General features: G+C 70.9%; 14 protein-coding genes. 4 read left to right on the top strand and 10 right to left on the bottom strand.

Annotated elements, in window-relative coordinates; genetic code table 11:
• From ACIHCM_RS27315 to ACIHCM_RS27300, 4 genes are all read right to left on the bottom strand, one after another.
• Positions 1-1,344, bottom strand: a 1,344-nt coding sequence (locus ACIHCM_RS27315) for an ATP-binding cassette domain-containing protein (RefSeq protein WP_399901062.1), incomplete at its 3' end; no start/stop codon positions are given.
• A 170-nt stretch (positions 1,345-1,514) separates the two neighbouring features.
• The gene (locus ACIHCM_RS27310) at positions 1,515-2,273 is read right to left on the bottom strand and encodes an NUDIX domain-containing protein (RefSeq protein ID WP_399901059.1); all 759 of its coding nucleotides are present in this window, start codon (positions 2,271-2,273) and stop codon (positions 1,515-1,517) included.
• 439 nt (positions 2,274-2,712) lie between these two features.
• The gene (locus ACIHCM_RS27305; protein ID WP_399901056.1) at positions 2,713-4,578 is read right to left on the bottom strand and encodes a glycogen debranching N-terminal domain-containing protein; all 1,866 of its coding nucleotides are present in this window, start codon (positions 4,576-4,578) and stop codon (positions 2,713-2,715) included.
• An 800-nt stretch (positions 4,579-5,378) separates the two neighbouring features.
• Positions 5,379-7,043 carry a DUF4192 domain-containing protein gene (locus tag ACIHCM_RS27300; RefSeq protein ID WP_399901053.1) on the bottom strand — a complete coding sequence of 555 codons (1,665 nt, stop codon included), beginning with the start codon at positions 7,041-7,043 and terminating at the stop codon, positions 5,379-5,381.
• A gap of 153 nt (positions 7,044-7,196) precedes the next feature.
• Here ACIHCM_RS27300 and ACIHCM_RS27295 point away from each other — a divergent pair, with 153 nt between their 5' ends.
• Both ACIHCM_RS27295 and ACIHCM_RS27290 read left to right on the top strand, forming a co-directional pair.
• Positions 7,197-9,362, top strand: a complete 2,166-nt coding sequence (locus tag ACIHCM_RS27295; protein ID WP_399901050.1) for a RecQ family ATP-dependent DNA helicase — start codon at positions 7,197-7,199, stop codon at positions 9,360-9,362.
• A gap of 297 nt (positions 9,363-9,659) precedes the next feature.
• Positions 9,660-10,283: a hypothetical protein gene (locus tag ACIHCM_RS27290; RefSeq protein ID WP_399901047.1), complete on the top strand. Its 624-nt coding sequence runs from the start codon at positions 9,660-9,662 to the stop codon at positions 10,281-10,283.
• 421 nt (positions 10,284-10,704) lie between these two features.
• Here ACIHCM_RS27290 and ACIHCM_RS27285 read toward each other — a convergent pair whose 3' ends face one another.
• From ACIHCM_RS27285 to ACIHCM_RS27275, 3 genes are all read right to left on the bottom strand, one after another.
• Positions 10,705-11,355 carry a hypothetical protein gene (locus ACIHCM_RS27285; protein WP_399901044.1) on the bottom strand — a complete coding sequence of 217 codons (651 nt, stop codon included), beginning with the start codon at positions 11,353-11,355 and terminating at the stop codon, positions 10,705-10,707.
• 68 nt (positions 11,356-11,423) lie between these two features.
• Positions 11,424-12,125: a ribonuclease HII gene (locus ACIHCM_RS27280; RefSeq protein ID WP_399901041.1), complete on the bottom strand. Its 702-nt coding sequence runs from the start codon at positions 12,123-12,125 to the stop codon at positions 11,424-11,426.
• A gap of 82 nt (positions 12,126-12,207) precedes the next feature.
• Positions 12,208-12,831 (bottom strand): TetR/AcrR family transcriptional regulator, encoded by a 624-nt coding sequence (locus ACIHCM_RS27275; RefSeq protein WP_399901251.1) that lies wholly within the window; start codon positions 12,829-12,831, stop codon positions 12,208-12,210.
• Between the two features lie 185 nt (positions 12,832-13,016).
• On the opposite strand from ACIHCM_RS27275, the gene ACIHCM_RS27270 reads away from it, so the two are divergent.
• A complete protein-coding gene (locus ACIHCM_RS27270; RefSeq protein WP_399901038.1) occupies positions 13,017-14,567 on the top strand; it encodes an MFS transporter in 1,551 nt (516 codons plus the stop codon).
• A 551-nt stretch (positions 14,568-15,118) separates the two neighbouring features.
• Here the strand turns inward: ACIHCM_RS27270 and ACIHCM_RS27265 are convergent.
• From ACIHCM_RS27265 to ACIHCM_RS27255, 3 genes are all read right to left on the bottom strand, one after another.
• A complete protein-coding gene (locus tag ACIHCM_RS27265; protein ID WP_399901035.1) occupies positions 15,119-16,024 on the bottom strand; it encodes an ADP-ribosylglycohydrolase family protein in 906 nt (301 codons plus the stop codon).
• A 12-nt stretch (positions 16,025-16,036) separates the two neighbouring features.
• The gene (locus tag ACIHCM_RS27260) at positions 16,037-16,696 is read right to left on the bottom strand and encodes a histidine phosphatase family protein (RefSeq protein ID WP_399901032.1); all 660 of its coding nucleotides are present in this window, start codon (positions 16,694-16,696) and stop codon (positions 16,037-16,039) included.
• Positions 16,697-16,814: 118 nt separating this feature from the next.
• Positions 16,815-17,420 carry a YdbC family protein gene (locus ACIHCM_RS27255; RefSeq protein WP_399901029.1) on the bottom strand — a complete coding sequence of 202 codons (606 nt, stop codon included), beginning with the start codon at positions 17,418-17,420 and terminating at the stop codon, positions 16,815-16,817.
• A 75-nt stretch (positions 17,421-17,495) separates the two neighbouring features.
• On the opposite strand from ACIHCM_RS27255, the gene ACIHCM_RS27250 reads away from it, so the two are divergent.
• The gene (locus ACIHCM_RS27250) at positions 17,496-18,104 is read left to right on the top strand and encodes a TerD family protein (RefSeq protein ID WP_399901026.1); all 609 of its coding nucleotides are present in this window, start codon (positions 17,496-17,498) and stop codon (positions 18,102-18,104) included.
• Positions 18,105-18,294 lie beyond the last annotated feature (190 nt).

The following is an 18,294-nucleotide window of genomic DNA, read 5'->3' as shown; positions in this document are numbered from 1 at the left end:
CGCCCTCACGGCGTTGCGCTTGGCAGCGGGTTCGTGATCCCTCACGGCGTCGCCGTCGGCGGCGCGTTCGCGGTCCGTGAGGAGGTTGCTGTGGGCGTCAGGCGTGCGGTGCGCGTCTGCGGGGGTTTCGGGGACGGGGGCGCGGGGCGTGGTGGCGGGCGGTGCGTCGAGCGGGGTGGACGCCGATGGAGGGGTGTTTCTGCCGACGGAGGCTTCATCGGTCGTCGCTCCGCCGGTGGCGGCCCTGCCGCCGGCCGTCTCGGCGGCCGCCGGCTTCTCGAGGGCGCCCGACGACGGCGAGGTGTCCTTGCGCGACCCGTTGTCGGGCTGTCGCGGCAGGCCGGTCCTCGCGCGTCGCGCATCCGGGTCGGGCCGCTCCTCGATGAGCGTCCGCTCGCAATCCGGCGGCGGGTCCAGCGGCGGCGCTTCTCCCACTCCCACTCCTGCTCCTGCTCCTGCTCCGGCTCCCGGCCCCATGTCCCCGACCTCGTCGGCGAGTTTGAGTACGAGGACGCCGTGCCGGAACGCCGCCTCGCCGACGTCGGCGCAGGTACTGCCGTACACCGACAGCCGGTTGCCGCTCTCCATGACGACCTCGACGGAGCGGTGCGAGGTACGCGCCTCCTTGGTGAGCAGGGCGGCGAGGCGGGCGGCGTGCGGGCTGAGAACGACGACCCGCGGCCGCAGCCTGGTGCGAGCGAACTCCTTCGCCTCCTGGTCGGCGACGACCCGGCCCCGTTCCAGGGTGACTACGCGGTCGGCGGTGCGGGCGGCCTCCTTGGGATCCGCCGTGGTGATCAGGACCGTGCCACCCTGGGCCGCGTGGGCGCGCAGCATGCCGTGGAGCCAGTTGCCCTCCCGGGCCGAGAGCCCTTCGGTGGACTGGTCGAGGATCAGCGTGTGGGGGTCGGGCAGCAGAGCGCATGCGAGACCCAGGCGGCGGTCCATACCGCGGGAGAGCGTGCCGAGGTATTCGTCGCGGAGGCTCACGAGGCCGACCACTTCCAGCACCTCGTCGGCTCGGCGAGCGGAGATCCCCGCGGCGGCGCACAGCATGCGGAGATGGCCGCGGACCGTCCGTCCGGGGTGCCCCGGCACGTCGCCCAGCAGGACGCCCACTTCATGGGAGGGGTGGGCGATGCGGTGCAGGGGGCGGCCTCTGAAATAGGTGATACCGCGGCCCGGTTGGAGCTCCAGCATCAACCTGAGGGCCGTCGTCTTGCCTGCACCCCGGTCTCCGAGCAGCGCGGTGACGCGGCCCGCGGGCGCTTCGAACGAGACGTCGTCGACGGCAGGCGGAAGGTCCTTGCGGGAGTTGCTGGTCAGTCCGAAGGCCTGGATCACCCGTAGCAAGATAGCGTGCTATGTCCGTTTTTTCCGGCACTTAACACGTTGCTCCGAGGTGTGTGAGCGAACGCCTCGTCGCCAGGCCGGTTTCACTCGGCCTTCGCCTGGGACTCCCGCGTCACTCCTCGCCGCCCCGCGCTCGGCCCTGCGGTCCGTGCGCGGTCGGCTTAGACCTCCGGCCGCAGCATGGGCGGGTTCAGGAGCGTCGCCCCGCCCGCGCGGAAGAGCTGTGCCGGGCGACCGCCCTGTCGCGTCGTCGTACCCCCTGTGGGCACCAGGAAGCCCGGCGTTCCCGTCACCTTGCGGTGGAAGTTGCGCGGGTCGAGCGCCACTCCCCAGACCGCCTCGTAGACGCGGCGCAGCTCACCGACGGTGAACTCCGAAGGGCAGAACGCCGTGGCCAGGGACGAGTACTCGATCTTGGAGCGAGCGCGCTCCACCCCGTCGGCGAGGATCTGCGCGTGGTCGAAGGCCAGCGGCGCCACAGGCTCGCCGTCACGGCCGTAGCCGCCCTGCTGCAGCAGTTCCTCGACCGGCGCCCAGCGGGCGTTGCTGGCGTCGCCGCCCGCCCTCGGCGCCGGCAGGTCGGGGGCCAGGGCGAGATGCGCGACACTGACTACGCGCATGCGAGGGTCCCGCTTGGGATCCCCGTACGTCGCGAGCTGCTCCAGATGAGCACCGTTGTCCTGGGCGGGCACGGCGGGGTCGTGGACGCAGAGCCCGGTCTCCTCGGCCAGTTCGCGGGCGGCGGCCTGCGAGAGGTCCTCGTCGTCCCGCACGAAGCCTCCCGGGAGCGCCCAGCGCCCCTGGAACGGCGGCTCACCCCTGCGTACCGCCAACGCACACAGCGCATGGCGACGCACGGTCAGCACGACCAGGTCCACGGTCACGGCGAAGGGCGGAAAGGCTGACGGGTCGTAGGGCATGCCGCGATCATAGTCGTCTGCCTGACGATAAACACTCCCTTCGTCGGCCGCTTCGGCGGCGGGTGTGTGGCCGGTCGCACAGGTCTCACCTGCGACTCCTGGCCGCGTCCTGCCAGCCCGGGGCCGAGGTCGCGCTCCGGATCACGGCGCGCGATCAGGGGTTGACCTCTGCATGTGTCATGCGAACCGGGGCCGATCGCGGGCCGTCTGCAACGATCCTTGTCCGGTCGCGGACGTCCAGCAATCGTGCCTGTCCGGGCGACTCCAGCGGTCCGCGTACGCCGAGCGGGCGCTGGAGGCAGCCCGAGGGGCGACCTGCTGCCCATCCGGCCTCCGGGCGCTCTCGGTCCCTTATCGGACCCGCCGGATCGATTCGCGAGTTCGGCCGTTTACGCGCCTGACCGGCGGTTGCCGTCACGTGACATCCCCAGCTGTCGCGTCATACCCCCAGCTGCAATCCCTCTGCCGCCTCCTCGACCATGGCGAGGCCGAGGCGGCTGACTCGTACGGAGAAGGGGGCACCGGCGACCCGTAATCCGTTCAGGGTGATCTCGCCGAGGGGTGCGCTGCGGACGGGACGCAGCGTGACCGTCCCGGCGGGGGCATCCGGGCGGATGCCGACGACAGTGGTGAGCAGCAGGATTCCGGCAGCGGCCGTGGTAGCGGCGGGGCGGCAGGCAGCCGGATGAGGCAGGGGTGTGCTCCCGTCCGTGCGCTGCTCCCCCGCATACATCTCGGGCAGCCGGTGACCGAACACCCCGGCCGCCGCCAGGACGCCCCGCAGCAGCGAACTCGCCTCCTTCTCGTACCCCTGGGCGGCCAGGCCGGCGACGGCGATCGCCGTTTCCTGGATCCGCACGGCACCGCTGCGGTGGCCGAACGGGTTGTATCCCGCCTCTTTGACGCCCAGCCCTCGCAGGCCCCACCCGGAGTCCATCGCCGGGCTGCCGAGGAGCCGGGCGAGCTGCTCGGTCTGCACCCGGTCGAGCAGCCCCGCCGCCAACTCACCCCCGCCCAGCAGGCCGGCATCGAGCAGATGCACGGCGGTGGCCCCCAGGTGTGGCACGGGGCGGCCGCCGGGAGCAAGGGCCGCCGCCGGTCGCCCGCCCCCCAGGTCGTCGACCCAGAAGTCGGCCCGGAACTGCGAGCGCAGTGCCTGAGCCCACTCCCGCAACCCAGCCCCGCCCGGCCGTCCGCAGGCGTCGAGAAGATCGGCGCCCAGCAGCGCCGCGCGGTGCGCATGTGCCTGCGTCTCGCAGCGGACGGGGCCACCGGGCTGTGGGTCGCACAGGTACACGCCGTCGCCCACGGTGGTCCGCAGCCAGGTCAGACAACGCTCGGCGGCGGGTAGGAGCTCCTCCGTCTCCTGTTCCGGCATCCCCCATCGACGGGCCTCCGCCAGGAGGGCGGGGAAATGGAGCGTGGCTTCGGTGCCGGTGCAGCCGGGCGGAAGGTGACCGCCCGCGTCGCGCCGCGGCCCGGGGATCATGCCGGACTGCTGTCCTGGTCCGGTGGTTTGACCACGAGCGAGGGCACGAAGCGTGCCCGCGGCGAGCCGGGTGCCGAGCGGCAGCGCCATGCGGGCCGCCGCCAGGGCGTCGGCCGGGGCTAGGCCGCAACGCCACGGTGCCCCGGCGGCGAGATACATGTCGGCCGGATCTGCGAGATCTCGCAACAGCAGTGCCTGGAGATCTTCGACGCTGGTTCTCAGGAATGCCTGCACGCCAGGGTCGTCGCCGGACGCGCCGACCTGGGCGAGCGGACTCGTCGCGCGCCCGACCGCCCGGACGGGTCCGGCGCCGTCCGGGCGCACCCTGAGTTCCACGGTCGCGCTGCCGCCTGGAGGCAGCTCGATCTCCCAGCAGAGCAGGCCCGCCGAGGCCAGCGCGTCGGCGGCCGGTGGGTCCGCCGTGACCAATGAGGCTTCTTTGCCGTCGGACCAGCGCAGACCGGCGTCATGGACGCTGGCAGGCACCTCCGGACCCGCGGTCCCCGACGCGATCGCACCGAGCGCCGCCAGGTCCGTACCGAGGGCGACCTCGACGGGGAGGCGCAAGGGGCGGGGAGCCGCACTGTGCAGCGTGATCCGCTCCGTGCCGTCCGCGTGCCGCGTGCGCTCGACCACGACGTCCGGGTCCGGTCCGGCGTGCGGTGAGGCACGCAGGGTGCCCACGAAGCGGGCACGGTCGGCGCCTGTCATCCGGGCCTGCACCGAGAGTGGTTCACGCCCGGCCACGCGGATCTGGCACCGGGAGAGCAGGCGAAGGCCCGCGCGGTAGAAGCCCTCCAGTCCCCGTCCGTTCAATTGCCCATGCTCCGGCGAGATGGCAAGGCCCGGGAGACCGACGCAGATCATCGCCGTGTGGGAGGGCGGCAACTCGCCAGGGTGTTGCGAGGATGCGAGTCGAGGCGGGGCGGGCCGTGCTCCGGGTGGGGTGCCGAGTGTGGGCGGTCGCCCGGGTGGGCCGGCGGTCGTGGGCGGGAGGTGCCGGCGGGCTCCGCCGGTCGGGAAGGGCGTTTCGAGTTCCCTCCTGCTCCCGGCCCCACGTGCGGGTGCTGACGTCTCTCCCTCGGGGGTGTGTGGGGGTGCCCCTCCCTGGTTCGCCGGCCGAGGCAACCGTCCCGCGCGGTAGGCGGGCGCTTCGCGGTTCCCGAGTCCGTCGGTCCCCTGCGGCGGGCCGGTGCCCGACCCGGCGCGTGGCGTGCGCCGACCACGGGTCGAGCGGTCCTCGGCGGTGGGCGGAGTTGTCCACCGCATCCGGTCGTCGTCGGAGACAGGTCGAGTCGGCCATCGCATGCGGTCGTCATCCGTCACAGGCCGCGTCAGTCGGCGCGTACGGTCATCGGCGGCGGAGGGCGGAGTCGGCTGGTGCATCGGGCTGCTTCCTCTGCGCTCTGTGCGCCTCGGGCTCGTTCGGAGCCGGGCAGGAGGCTCCTTGGGGACATGGCGTTGCGGCGGTTCCACCTGCCCAGGTGTTCCGCCACTGAGGTGAACGGAACGGGACTCCTTCGGGTCACGCCCTTGTGCGGCCGGCATTGTGCACACGTCCCGGTGCAATGGCGGGGGGAACGCGCGCCTGATCCGGCAACTCTCCCGGCCGTCCCTCATGCCTCCCCCTCGGTGTCACCGCGCCTCGGAGCGACACCTCCGCGGGAAGTCCGGCGCCGCCGTACGCCTGCCTTCGCACTCAAGGGCGGCCGCGTACCGCCGCTGCGGCCGCTCCCCGGACCAGTCCCGGCTGCCGGCACCCTGCGTCGCGGCACGGCCGTATTGCGCACCTCTTGATCCGGCAGTGAGCGGGAGTCGTCAGCGCTCCCGGCCAGGAACGTGCGGCGCCTTACGCCTGCGCCGCCCACAGGTTCAGTCCGCTGGACACCGTCCAGCCCCCGGTCAGTGCCCTGCGCCGTATCGATGCCCTCCGCCCGAGGCCCCGCGTCGGGCACGCCATGAACGCTCTGAGCCGTCCCCTGTGCCTCCGTCGTCGGCTTCCCGTCCAGCTGCCGGGGCGTGATCTCGGCTCGGTCGTGCCGCGCCGTGCGCAAGCAGTGTCGGATCGTTTCCGGGTCCAGGCCTTCGTTGACGGCTTGGTGCAGGAGCCGGGCGAAAAGGTAGTCGGGGTCGGCGCCCAGTGCCATGGCCAGCGCCTCCCGTGCTTCGAGGTCGTCGCCCGTCGACCAGGCCACCCAGCCCGCGAGAGTAAGGGGCGCTGCGGCGTGCTCGCCGTAGGGACCGACGCAGCGGCGGGCCAGGGCTCGCCAGAGTCGTAGCGCGGGTGCTGCCTCGTCCCCCTCCATCCACTCGGCGGCCCGGTCACGGGTCGTGCGGTCCTGCAGGCCGAGAATCAAGGTGGCGGCCTCGTCCTTCCGGAGCAGGCCGTCGTCGCGGAGGTCCGCCAGGAATGCGCCGGACGCGGGCGGCGCCTCGGCCAGCCTGGTCATGATCTGCCGGGCGAGCTCCACCGTCTCCTCGGCCACGTCCGCGCGGCTGGTGCCGTCCAGCATCCTCGGGACCAGGGCCATGCTTCCCGCGTCGAGCGCCGCCTCCTGCTCCAGCGCCGCGGCGGTCTCCCAGGGCTGAAGCCTCGACCTCAGCTCGCGCAGGGTCCCGCGCACCTGGAGCCCGGCGTAGGTGGCTGCCGCGGCCAGGACCGAGGTACCCGGCAGTCCCATGGGCAGGCCCTCGTCGGGGCAGCATCCCTGGATTTCGCAGCAGTACGACCAGAAGCGGCCGCCCGAGATGCACAAGGCCTCGATCACCGGAACGTCGAGCTGGCCGCACTCGGACCGCAGATTCTCGGCGAGCGGCCGTAGTCGCTCCATGACCTGCTGGCCGGTTTCCCCCTTGCCGGGCTCCTGGCAGACGTATGCCACGATCTGTTCCGGCCGGGCTCCCCTGCGTTCGCTCCCCCGCACCAGGCCGTGTGCCAACTGCCCCGCCACGGACTTCCAGTCGTCCGGATTGGCCGGAATGCCGAGCCGCGCGCGGCCACCGAACCGCCCACGCCCGTCCCTGTCATGGAGGGCGACGAGGACAATGCTGTCCTCGGGGCGGTACCCGAGCAGATACGGCAGGGCGTCGGCCAGTTCGGCCGGGGAGCGCAAGGTGACGCGATGGGCGGCGGCGAGCCCGTCGCCGCATGTGGAGTCGGCGTCGCAGGCCTTGTCGTCGTGCGGTGCGCGCCGTTCGTCATCGTTGGATCGGTTTTCCCCGCCCCATCCGTTGATGTCGTCGTTTTCGAAGGGTCCAGCCGTTTCGCCGTGATTCGTCATGCGTCGACGATCTCGCGGAATTCAAAGATCCGCTTGAGCCTGTGGATAACTCCGATCAGGGACACGACACAACCATCACGACACAACCACCACCCCGGCCCGACTGTGCGGCCGCCCGGCCCGAGTGTCAGTGCCGTCCTGTTGTATGGACGCATGGAGCACACGAGCAACGCGGAACTCCGGGCGGACGCCGACGCTGTCCTCGCACGCCTGGTCGGTGACGCCACGGGCACGGCCCGCCTGCGCGAGGACCAGTGGCGGGCGATCGAGGCACTGGTCGCCGACAAGCGCCGCGCCCTCGTCGTGCAGCGCACGGGATGGGGCAAGTCCGCGGTGTACTTCGTGGCGACCTCGCTGTTGCGGGCCCGCGGCAGCGGCCCGACCGTGATCGTCTCCCCGCTGCTCGCGCTGATGCGCAACCAGGTCGAGGCGGCGGCCCGCGCAGGTATCCACGCCCGGACCATCAACTCCGCGAACACTGAGGAATGGGACACCGTCCAGGCAGAGATCGCCGCCGGCGAGGTCGACGTCCTGCTGGTCAGCCCGGAGCGCCTGAACAATCCGGACTTCCGCGACCACGTGCTCCCCGCGCTCGCGGCGACGACCGGGCTCCTCGTCGTGGACGAGGCCCACTGCATTTCCGACTGGGGCCACGACTTCCGCCCGGACTACCGGCGACTGCGCACCATGCTGACCGAACTGCCGGCGGGCGTGCCCGTGCTCGCCACCACGGCCACCGCCAACGCCCGCGTCACGGCCGACGTCGCGGAGCAGCTCGGCACCGGCGGCACGTCGGACGCCTTGGTCCTGCGCGGCCCGCTGGACCGGGAGAGCCTGAGCCTCGGGGTGCTGGCGTTGCCCGACGCGGCGCACCGCATGGCCTGGCTCGCCGACCACCTCGACGAGCTGCCCGGCTCGGGGATCATCTACACGCTGACCGTGGCCGCCGCCGAGGAGGTGACCACGTTCCTCCGGCACCGCGGGCACGCCGTCGCGTCGTACACCGGGAAGACGGAGAACGCCGAGCGCCAGCAGGCCGAGGACGATCTGCTCGGCAACAAGGTGAAGGCTCTGGTGGCCACATCGGCCCTCGGGATGGGGTTCGACAAGCCCGACCTCGGCTTCGTGGTCCACCTCGGCTCGCCTTCCTCCCCCATCGCCTACTACCAGCAGGTCGGCCGCGCGGGACGAGGCGTGCAGCACGCGGAGGTACTCCTGCTGCCCGGGAAGGAGGACGAGGCGATCTGGGAGTACTTCGCCTCACTCGCCTTCCCGTCGGAAGAGCTGGTCCGCCGCACCCTCGACGTCCTCGCGCGCGCGGAGCGGCCCATGTCGCTGCCCGCCCTGGAACCTCTGGTGGAGCTGCGTCGCTCCCGGCTGGAGACCATGCTCAAGGTTCTCGACGTGGACGGGGCGGTGCACCGGGTCAAGGGCGGCTGGATCGCGACCGGGCAACCGTGGACGTACGACTCGGAGCGCTACGGCTGGGTCGCCCGGCAGCGCAAGGCAGAGCAGCAGGCGATGCGGGAGTACGCGGCGACCACGGAGTGCCGCATGGAGTTCCTGCAACGCCAACTGGACGACGAGGGCGCCAAGCCCTGCGGTCGCTGTGACAACTGTGCGGGTGCGCGCTTCGCCGCGGACACGTCCACGGCCGCGCTGGATGCCGCGCGCGTCGACCTGGGCCGGGCGGGCGTCGAGGTGGAGCCGCGCCGGATGTGGCCGACCGGCCTGCCGGCGATCGGCGTGGACCTCAAGGGCCGTATCCCAGCCGGAGACCAGGCTGCACCGGGCCGGGCGCTGGGGCGCCTGTCGGACATCGGCTGGGGCAACCGGCTACGGCCGATGCTCACACCGCAGGCTCCGGACGGACAGGTGCCGGACGACGTCGCGAAGGCGGTGGTCGGGGTCCTGGCCGACTGGGCCAAAGGGCCCGGCGGCTGGGCCTCGGGCGGGGCGGACGCCCAGCCGCGCCCCGTCGGGGTGGTGACGGTCGCCTCGCGCACCCGCCCGCAGCTGATCGGCTCGCTGGGCGCCCGCATCGCGGAGGTCGGCCGCCTGCCGTTGCTGGGTTCGGTGGAGTACGCGGCCGAGGTGACGCCGGTCTCCCGGAGCAACAGCGCCCAGCGCCTCAAAGCGCTCGACGGGGCGCTGACCGTACCGCCCGCACTCAGCGCGGCGCTCGCCGAAACGCCCGGCCCCGTCCTCCTGGTCGACGACTTCACGGAGACCGGCTGGACCCTCGCCGTCGCTGCCCGCCTGCTCCGGCGCGCGGGCGCCCAGGCGGTGTTGCCTCTTGTACTCGCCGTCCAGGGCTGATCGCACACACTGCCGCCGCGTCCGTGATCCCCGCGCGTGCAACCACCTGCGAGCGCCGCACCCGTGCTGCCACACCCGGCATCACTCAACTCCCCACCGGGTACGGATATAAGCCACAGACCATTCGATAAGGGCCGGGCGCCCCAATTGCTCGTTGCCGCATCCAAGTTCGACGGGAAGAATTAGGGTCCGCTCCCCGCACGGCTCACCCCGTGATCAGGTAGGGCTCTGCTGCGGTGTGCGCTCCCCCGATCCAGACCCCGCCCGCAGTGTGGGCGCGTAGCCGAAGGGAGAAACGTGACCTTCGGATTCGCTCCGTCCTCCGCGGTATCCACGTCGACTTCCGGCGCATCAGCCAACGCTGCGGCGCGACTGCTGGAGCCCGCGGAGTGGGCCGCTGCGGGCATCCCGCTGCTGCGCAACCCTCGGGAAGTCGTCAGCGGACTGCACACGCGGCACCGCCCTCAGCTGTCGACGGCGATCGTGGCCGTGCTCGACGCGGACGATCGGCTGTGCGCGAGTGCCTCCTTCACCAGGCGCCCCGCGCTCGCCGACGGCTGGATGTTCCGCAACGCGCTGCTCGACCAGTTGCGCCGGGTCATCCCCCACGACCTGCGCCGCCGCACCCCGGTGCGCACCGCGGTGCTGCTTTACTGCCGCGAGGGCGACGCGCGTTGGACGGAGGAGGACGGCGCGTGGATGTGGGGCCTGCGTGACGCCTGCACCCTCCACGGCCTGCGCTGCGGGGCATACATCACGCTGACCCGCGACGGCTGGCAGGTCTTCGGCGAGGGCCGGGGTGGCCGCCGCCCCAACTCCGGATCAGCGCCCGAGCCGTTCGCGACGTCCGAGGCACCGCCCCCACCGCCGCGCACCGGAGGTGCCGCATCCGAGGTTCTGAGCCGCGTGGCAGCCCGCTGAGGCAACCCCACCACGAGTACCGGTTCCCTCTCTGACACACAACGGCGGCGTAGAGACCCCGAGCAACCTGGCGGCAGCGTCGCTCCCCGCAAAAACCGAAAGACGGTCACGCGCTCCTGGCAATGACCGGAGGACGGTGACGCGCTCCTGGCAATGACCGGAGGACGGTGACGCACTCCTGGCAATGACCGGAGGACGGTCACGCACTCCTCCGGACGGACAGGAGGCCTCACACCCAGACAGGCTGGAGGACCTCGCAACCCTCCCCGGACAGACAACAGCACACGTACACCGCCGCCGTCGCGAACAGGCCCGACGCCCGGGCCCGCCCGTCACGCGAGCATGCCGAAGGCACCACCGTGCAGTTCCCGCCGGGACGGCGGTCGGCCGGCCCGCGGGTGCCGCTCTGGCGGGAACCGGCTCAGACGCCCGCGCCCAGCACCGAGTTGATCTGCTGCGGGTCGCCGCAGACGATCAGCAGAGCGTCGGCCCGGGTGAGAGCCAGTGGCAGTGCGGTGGCGGCAGCGGCGTCGGAACCGCCGTTGACAGCGACCACGACCACGGGCCGGGACGCGGCACGACCGGCCACGGCGGCGTCGGCGTAGAAGACGTCGTCGCGGGCATCATGCTGAGCCCAGTAGGACGCCTCCCCGAAGGACAGCTCGTGAGCGGCCCACGGGTGCGGCTCACCGGTGGTGATCACCAGCACGTCATTCGGGGCGCGGCCAGACTCCAGCAGCAGGTCCACGGCTTCCTCGGCAGCGTCCAGCGCACCCTCGGCCGGGGCCGGGATCAGCTGGATCTGCGGAGTGGCCGGAGCCGAAGCCGGAAGGGGCGCGGCAGGGGCGGCAGTTGCGGCCGGACCAGCGGGTCCGGGCTTGGTCACGGTCGCCCCCGTACGCTGCGCCGGCGGCGCGGGCCGGAGAGCGCCGGGACGACCAGGACGCGGCGGGGCCGCGGGGCGGGGGCCGGGTACGGGACGAGGGGTCGGCGCGGTACGGCCACTGGCCGAAGCTGCGCGGGGACCCTGGGCACTCTCGTGAATCTGAGGCTCCTCGGGGATGAGAGGCATGAGTTGATGTCTATCAAACGTTGGTACGGCTCGCGCCAGTGGGTGGCACATACGTGCGACCGGAACCGTCAGAAATCGAAGCCGAGCTGACCATCGATCTCCGGAACACTTCCGTCCGCCCAGCTGCGGGCCTTCTTGAGGTGCCGCCACTGCGGCAGCGCATCAAGATACGCCCACGTCAACCGGTGGTAGGGGGTGGGGCCCCGCTCCGCCAGTGCGGCCTTGTGCACGGGTGAGGGATACCCGGCGTTGTCCGCAAAACCGAAGTCTGCATGGTCGATACCCAGTTCGGCCATCATTTTGTCGCGCTGAACCTTGGCGATCACCGATGCCGCCGCTACGGCCACGCACGACTGATCGCCCTTGATCACCGTACGAACCTGCCACGGCGTCCCGAGATAGTTGTGCTTACCGTCGAGAATCACCGCGTCGGGACGGATCGGCAGCCCCTCCAGGGCACGCACCGCCGCGAGCCGCAGCGCCGCCGTCATTCCGAGATCGTCGATCTCCTCCGGGGACGCGTGGCCGAGGGCGTACGACGTCACCCACGTCCGCAACAACTCGGCGAGCTCGGTCCGCCGTTTCACGGTGAGCAACTTGGAGTCGGTGAGGCCCAGGGGAGGCCGACGCAGTCCGGTGATCGCCGCGCAGACGGTGACGGGCCCGGCCCAGGCGCCGCGCCCCACCTCGTCGACACCGGCAATGATCTTCGCTCCGGTCGTTGCGCGAAGGGAGCGCTCGACGGTGTGAGTAGGTGGTTCGTAGGGCATGGCGCACCTAGATTACGCCGCCCCCCACGACCCGCGACACCCTGGTCGCCCAAGACGCCGCCAGCGACGCGGCAGCCTCGCCTCAGCCCCCGATGGGGCGCAGCAGTGGAACCATCAACTGGTCGACCATCTCCTCGATATCCTGGTCCGACCATTCGCTCCCGCACACCTTCGACCGATACATCATCATCGCTGGCACGGCGTCGTAGACGTATCCGTTCGCCGCGTCGGACCGCACCTCTCCCCTTTCGATTCCACGGTCGATCACCTCGTGCAGCACCCTGATCGCGGGTTCCACCACGCCTTGCACGATGACGTCATGGAACCGCTCCGCCTGAGCGCTGTCGCATTCGTGAATCACGGAGCGGAGTGCGGAGCCGGGGCGCGAGTACATCGCGTCGCGCGCCAGCCGGGTCAGCGCCACCAGGTCGTCGCGCACGCTCCCGAGGTCGGGCGCCGCCCCCATGCCGGGCAGCCCGGCCCGGAGGGCGTCGGCAACGAGGTCTTCCTTGGAGGGCCAGCGGCGGTAGATCGCGGCCTTGCCGGTCTGGGCACGGGTCGCCACGCCCTCCATCGTGAGGCCGTGCCAGCCGACCGTACCGAGTTGCTCCAGCGCGGCTTCGAGAATCGCGGTCTCGAGCACAGCACCGCGCCGACGGGACGGGGCCGCCTGAGCGGGGGCGGCCGTCCAGCGCGAAGTAACCATCCGGATGTCTCCAACGAACAGGGAAGCGGGGATCTGGGGAAGGAGGTCGAGCCATGTGACGACCGCGGGGGACGCGCGGCGCCACAGCAATCTAAGTGAACGGTTGCGTTCACTAGCGGGGAATCACTACGGTTGGCGCGACAGTGAACGCGAGCGTTCACTAAGCCATTCATGGGGGACCCATAGTGACGACCTCTCAGAAGATCCAGGACCACATACCCAGCACCGCCGCCCGCCGCCAAGGGCGTCCGGGCATCGCACTCACCGTCATCGCGGCCTGCCAACTCATGGTGGTACTCGACGCCACCATTGTGAACATCGCCCTTCCGCAAATTCAGGAAGCGCTCGCGTTCAGCACCACCGACCTCACCTGGGTGGTCAGTGCGTACACGCTGACCTTCGGGGGACTGCTGCTGCTCGGCGCCCGCGCCGGTGACATCCTCGGCCGCCGCCGTGTCTTCATGACCGGCATCCTGCTGTTCACCTTCGCCTCCCTGCTGGGCGGCATCGCACAGGAACCCTGGCAGTTGCTCGCCGCGCGTGCCCTGCAGGGCGTGGGCGGGGCCATCGCCTCGCCGACCTCGCTGGCACTGATCACCACCACGTTCGCCGAGGGACCGGAACGGAACCGCGCGTTCGGCGTTTTCGCCGCCGTCTCCGCCGGTGGCGGCGCCATCGGCCTGCTGGCCGGCGGAATGCTCACGGAGTGGCTCGACTGGCGCTGGGTGCTGTTCGTCAACGTGCCGATCGGCGTCCTGATCGCCGTCCTCACGCCGCTCTACATCAACGAGTCCGAACGCCACCCCGGCCGCTTCGACATAGCGGGAGCACTGACGTCGACCATCGGCATGGCCTCCCTGGTGTACGGCTTCATCCGGGCCGCGGAAGAGGGCTGGCGGGACGGTCTTACCCTCGTGTCCTTCGGCGTGGCGCTGGTCCTGCTGCTGGCCTTCGTCTTCGTCGAGATGCGGGCCAGGGAACCGATCACCCCGCTGAAGATGTTCACCGACGGCAACCGCTCGGGAACGTACGTGATCATGCTGAGCCTGGCCGCTGCCATGTTCGGCATGTTCTTCTACATCGTCCTGTTCGTGCAGAACGTGCTGGGCTACAGCCCGATCAAGGCAGGCCTCGCTTTCCTGCCCGTCACCGTCGCCATCGTGATCGGCGTCGGCCTGTCGCAGCGGTTCCTGCCCGTCCTCGGCCCCAAGCCCTTCATGCTCGCCGGATCGGCACTGGTCGTCGTCGGACTCGCGTGGCTGACCTTCATCAGTCACGACAGCTCGTACGCCGGAGCAGTGCTCGGGCCGATGGTGGTCTTCGGCTTCGGCATGGGCCTGAACTTCGTGACCGCGACGGTCACCGCCGTCTCCGGTGTCGCCCAGCACGAGGCGGGAGCGGCGTCCGGTCTGCTCAACGTCACCCAGCAGGTGGGCGGTTCGCTGGGCCTTGCCATTCTCACCACCGTGTTCGGCACGGCCAGCAGGGACGCGGCGGAGCAGCAACTGCCGAACTTCTTCGCCGAAGGCACGGCCCAGCAGAAGGCCGAGTTCGCCCAGACACATCAGCTTCCCGCGCCCTGGGGCCACGAGGTGCTCGCGCAAGGCATCTCGACGGCCTTCATCCCGGCAGCGGCCATGGCCGTACTCGCCCTGGCCACAGCCTGGCTGGTGATCCGGGTACGAAAGAGCGACCTTGACGCCCTCGCCGGCACGACCGGCCCCATGGTCGGCTGAACGTAGAGGATCACGGATCGGCCTCGGAACGTCGCTGACGTGCGCAACGGGCGTGCGTCGGCGGCGGCGCCCTCTCGCGAGGGGTGACGGACGGCCTGTCGCCTGCCGACGAACGGGCGGAGCGGCATCAGAAGAGGGGATGCGCACCGCTCGGGCAGGCCACGGTAGCGCCGGGGCAGGCGCCCGTAGGGAGACGCGCCACGCGGAGATCGCACCGGCGATCAGTGAGCACGCTCCCCACACCGCAACCAGGACGACAATCTCGACCGGCACGGAAAAACTCTGCGGCACCAGCATCACCGCCACCCCCTCCAGCGCTCTTGTCCCGCACGCGCGGATCGCGCGCAGCAGTTGTCACGACAACGAGCTCTCGATCACGGAGAGTTCCCGCCGGACACAGAGAGTTCAACTCCATGGGGAGGCCAGGACAAACGACCGGCAATCTGCCGACGGGCTCGCTCGCCGAGCCCGGCGACGGGCTGGACCGGCAACCCGGACACGGACTGGACCTGCAATCTGCCGACGGGCAGGACCGCCCACCCGCCGACGGACTACACCGGCACCTCAGGCGCCCACTCGGGAAGCGCCTCCGTCTGCCGCCACCACTCGACGGGCGGCGTCCCGGCCTTACCCGCGGCGAGCACGCCGCCCACGACGGCGCAGGTGGTGTCCACGTCGCCGCCGGCCTGGGCGGTCGTCCAGAACGCCTCCTCGTAGTCGCCGAGGGAGCGGGCGGCCGACCAGAGGGCGAAAGGCACGGTGTCATGGGCGGTCGTACGCCGTCCACAGCCGAGCACCGCCGCGACCGTGGCCGGGTCGCCGTAGTCGAGCATGTCGCGGGCACGGCGCAGCCCCGCGCCGACGGCGCTCTTCGGCACGAGCGCGACGACGTCGTCGAGCAACGACTCGGGGCTGGGCGGTCCGCCGGGGGCAGCAACCAGCGCGGCGGCCGCGGCGACAGCCATGGCGCCGACCACGGCCTCACGGTGCTGATGCGTCGGGTACGCGGAGATCTCCGCCTGGTGCGTGGCCTGCTCGGGGTCGCCGGCGTACCAGGCGCCCAGCGGGGCGATGCGCATCGCGGCGCCGTTGCCCCAGGAGCCCTGGCCGTTGAAGAGCGCGGAGGACAGCTCCCGCCAGTCGCCGCCTTCCCGGATCAGCCGCAGCAGCCGGTTGACCGCGGGGCCGTAGCCGCGGTCGAAGTCGTGGTGCTCGGCGAAGGAACGGGCGAGGGCGTCCTGGTCGATGCGCTGGTGGGCGGCGAGGACGGCGACCACGGAGCAGGCCATCTCCGTGTCGTCGGTCCACTGCCAGGGGCCGGGCGGCAGCTCGCGGCGCTTGAGCAGCGGGTAGTTCACCGGCACGAAGAACTGGGAGCCCAGGGCGTCCCCGACCGCGAGTCCGCGCAGGCTGGCCACGGCGCGAGCCAGGCGCCCGCCGGGAGAGGAGTCAGTCATTGCCCTGCCACTCTAGTCAGTGATCCCGTACGGTTCCGGATCTCGCCAGCGTTCGAACGGCCGGTCGAGCGTGTACCTGCCGTCCTCCCCCAGAACGAGCATCCGTATCTCGCCGTTCCCGGGATTCGACAGAGACTCGAACTCGGCGACGGTCCAGTGGAACCAGCGCATGCAGAACAGCCGCATGGCCAGGCCGTGCGTCACCAGCAGGACGTTCGGTGGGTGGTCCGGCGCCTCGAAGCTGCGGTACAGGCTCTCCAGGAAGCCGCCGACCCGGTCGTACACGTCGGCACCGCTCTCGCCCTGAGCGAAGCGGTAGAAGAAGTGCCCGTACGCGTCGCGGTATGTCTTCTGCAGTCGGACGTCGTCCCGGTCCTGCCAGTTGCCCCAGTCCTGCTCGCGCAGCCGGGGCTCCTCACGCACGCGTATGAGTTCGGGGTCGAGGTGAAAGGCCCGGAGCGTCTCGTGGGTACGGCGATAGGGGGAGACGTACACGCTGACGCGTTCCCGCCCGAAGACGTCGCGCAGCCGCTTACCGGCCTCCTCAGCCTGTTGCCAGCCGCGTTCGGTCAGTGCCAGTGAGTGATCGGGTTCGCGTTCGTATACGGAGTCATCAACATTGCCCGTTGACTCGCCGTGCCGGACAAGGACGATGCGCCGTGGTCGTGCCATGCCAAAACCCTAGATCGGACGACGCCATATCGAGCACTCGTACGGCCTCCATACGGCGGAGGTCACACAGTTTCCGCACCATACGCCACAAAGGGCGCACGTATACGGGGGCCGGATCTCACACGATCCAGCTCGGCTCCAGCTCCACGATGTCGCCCGTGAGCGCCGCGACGTCGGCCTCCGTCTGCGCACGCAGGGCGAGCCGCTCGACACGCTCGGTACGGTACTTGCCGTGCTCCGCGGCCGACCGCCACATCGACAGAACCATGAACTCGTGCCCCGGGGCCTCGGCGAACAGCCCGCGGATCATCCCGGGCGAGCCGGCCATCGCGGGGTTCCAGACCTTCTCCTGCATCAGCGTGAAGTTCTCGACGCGCTGCTCGTGGACACGGCAGACGGCCACCCTGACGAGGTCGGCATCCGTGAAGCGCGGTTCGAAGCCGGTCTTCACATCGAAGCGGTAGTCGAAAAGCCTGACCTGGGCGTCCTTGAAGGTGCCGGACTGGGCCGCTGCCAACCGGTCGTGGGAGCGGGCCATGAAGGAGTCGTAGAAAGCACGGCTTTCCCAGAAGGCGAAGATGTGCGCCACCGAGGGCCTGCTACGGCTCCAGCCTCCGCCCTGTCCTCGAAATCCCGGCTCCCCCAGAAGCCCCGCCCATTTTCGCTGCCCCCGCTCGAAGCCGCGGCGGTCCACCACGGTGCAGCGAATCCACTTGACCAGCACCGCGCCATCGTACGGCCATGGACGTGGCGCCGGTCACGTTCGGGCACAGCACCCGCCGCACGCCCACCCGCGCGCGTGGCAGGATGGACAACCGGCTTCAATCGCCCGGCAGTTCGGGCTGCGGGCGCATGGAAAGGGGGACGACGTCCGATGAGCGGCATCACCAAGGGGATCCGCAAGGTCGAGATCGCGGTGAAGTGGGACCCGAGCCCGGCGGGACAGCCGCCGACCGATCTGGACATAGTGGCCGCCACCTATCCGGCGAGCGATCCGTACGGCGACCCCGCCTACACGGTCCATTTCGACAGCCGCTCCCCGGACGGCACGATCACGCTCAACCGGGACAGCAAGGACGGCAAGGGCTTCGGCTGGGACGAGGTCATGACGGTCGAACTCGACCGGCTGGACCCGCGCTACGCGCGCGTGGTGGTCGGCGTCGTCATCCAGCAGCGCCCCGACCGCCGCACGTTCGTCAGCGTGGTCAAGCCGTCGCTGCGCATCCGCGAGGGCTACACGGACCTCGCCACGGACGACTTCGGCAACGTCCTTGGTTCCACGGCGGCACGGGTCGCGGAGTTCGTCCGCGGCGACTCCGGGGCGTGGGACCTGCATGCCGGTGTCCAGGGCTACGAGGACGACCCCAGCACGTTCACCAGTTCGATGGGGCAGACATCCTGGCGGTGACGGCTCGTCGACGCCGTATCCACTCGTTCGATAGGGCGGACAACCCGGCGTGACGGCTCGCCGACATCACGTCCACTCGTTCGACGGGTCAAGAGCCACAGCCCTGGCCCCTCGTCGAGGCCGCGTCCGCGGAGCACGCACCTGAGCACGACGAGGGGTGCCGGCGCGAAGCCGGCACCCCTCGTGTCAG

It is taken from the genome of Streptomyces sp. NPDC052023 (assembly GCF_044548465.1).
Taxonomy (GTDB): Bacteria; Actinomycetota; Actinomycetes; order Streptomycetales; family Streptomycetaceae; genus Streptomyces.
Note: the sequence above shows the minus strand (reverse complement) of the source record. Positions and strands in the feature narration are given on the sequence as shown.

Excerpts from the sequence above, each read along its gene's own strand:
- ACIHCM_RS27265 (WP_399901035.1), bottom strand. The coding sequence starts at position 16,024 with ATGACTGACTCCTCTCCCGGCGGGCGCCTGGCTCGCGCCGTGGCCAGC.
- ACIHCM_RS27300 (WP_399901053.1), bottom strand. The coding sequence starts at position 7,043 with ATGACGAATCACGGCGAAACGGCTGGACCCTTCGAAAACGACGACATC.
- ACIHCM_RS27280 (WP_399901041.1), bottom strand. The coding sequence starts at position 12,125 with ATGCCCTACGAACCACCTACTCACACCGTCGAGCGCTCCCTTCGCGCA.
- ACIHCM_RS27285 (WP_399901044.1), bottom strand. The coding sequence starts at position 11,355 with ATGCCTCTCATCCCCGAGGAGCCTCAGATTCACGAGAGTGCCCAGGGT.
- ACIHCM_RS27275 (WP_399901251.1), bottom strand. The coding sequence starts at position 12,831 with ATGGTTACTTCGCGCTGGACGGCCGCCCCCGCTCAGGCGGCCCCGTCC.
- ACIHCM_RS27260 (WP_399901032.1), bottom strand. The coding sequence starts at position 16,696 with ATGGCACGACCACGGCGCATCGTCCTTGTCCGGCACGGCGAGTCAACG.
- ACIHCM_RS27310 (WP_399901059.1), bottom strand. The coding sequence starts at position 2,273 with ATGCCCTACGACCCGTCAGCCTTTCCGCCCTTCGCCGTGACCGTGGAC.
- ACIHCM_RS27295 (WP_399901050.1), top strand. The coding sequence starts at position 7,197 with ATGGAGCACACGAGCAACGCGGAACTCCGGGCGGACGCCGACGCTGTC.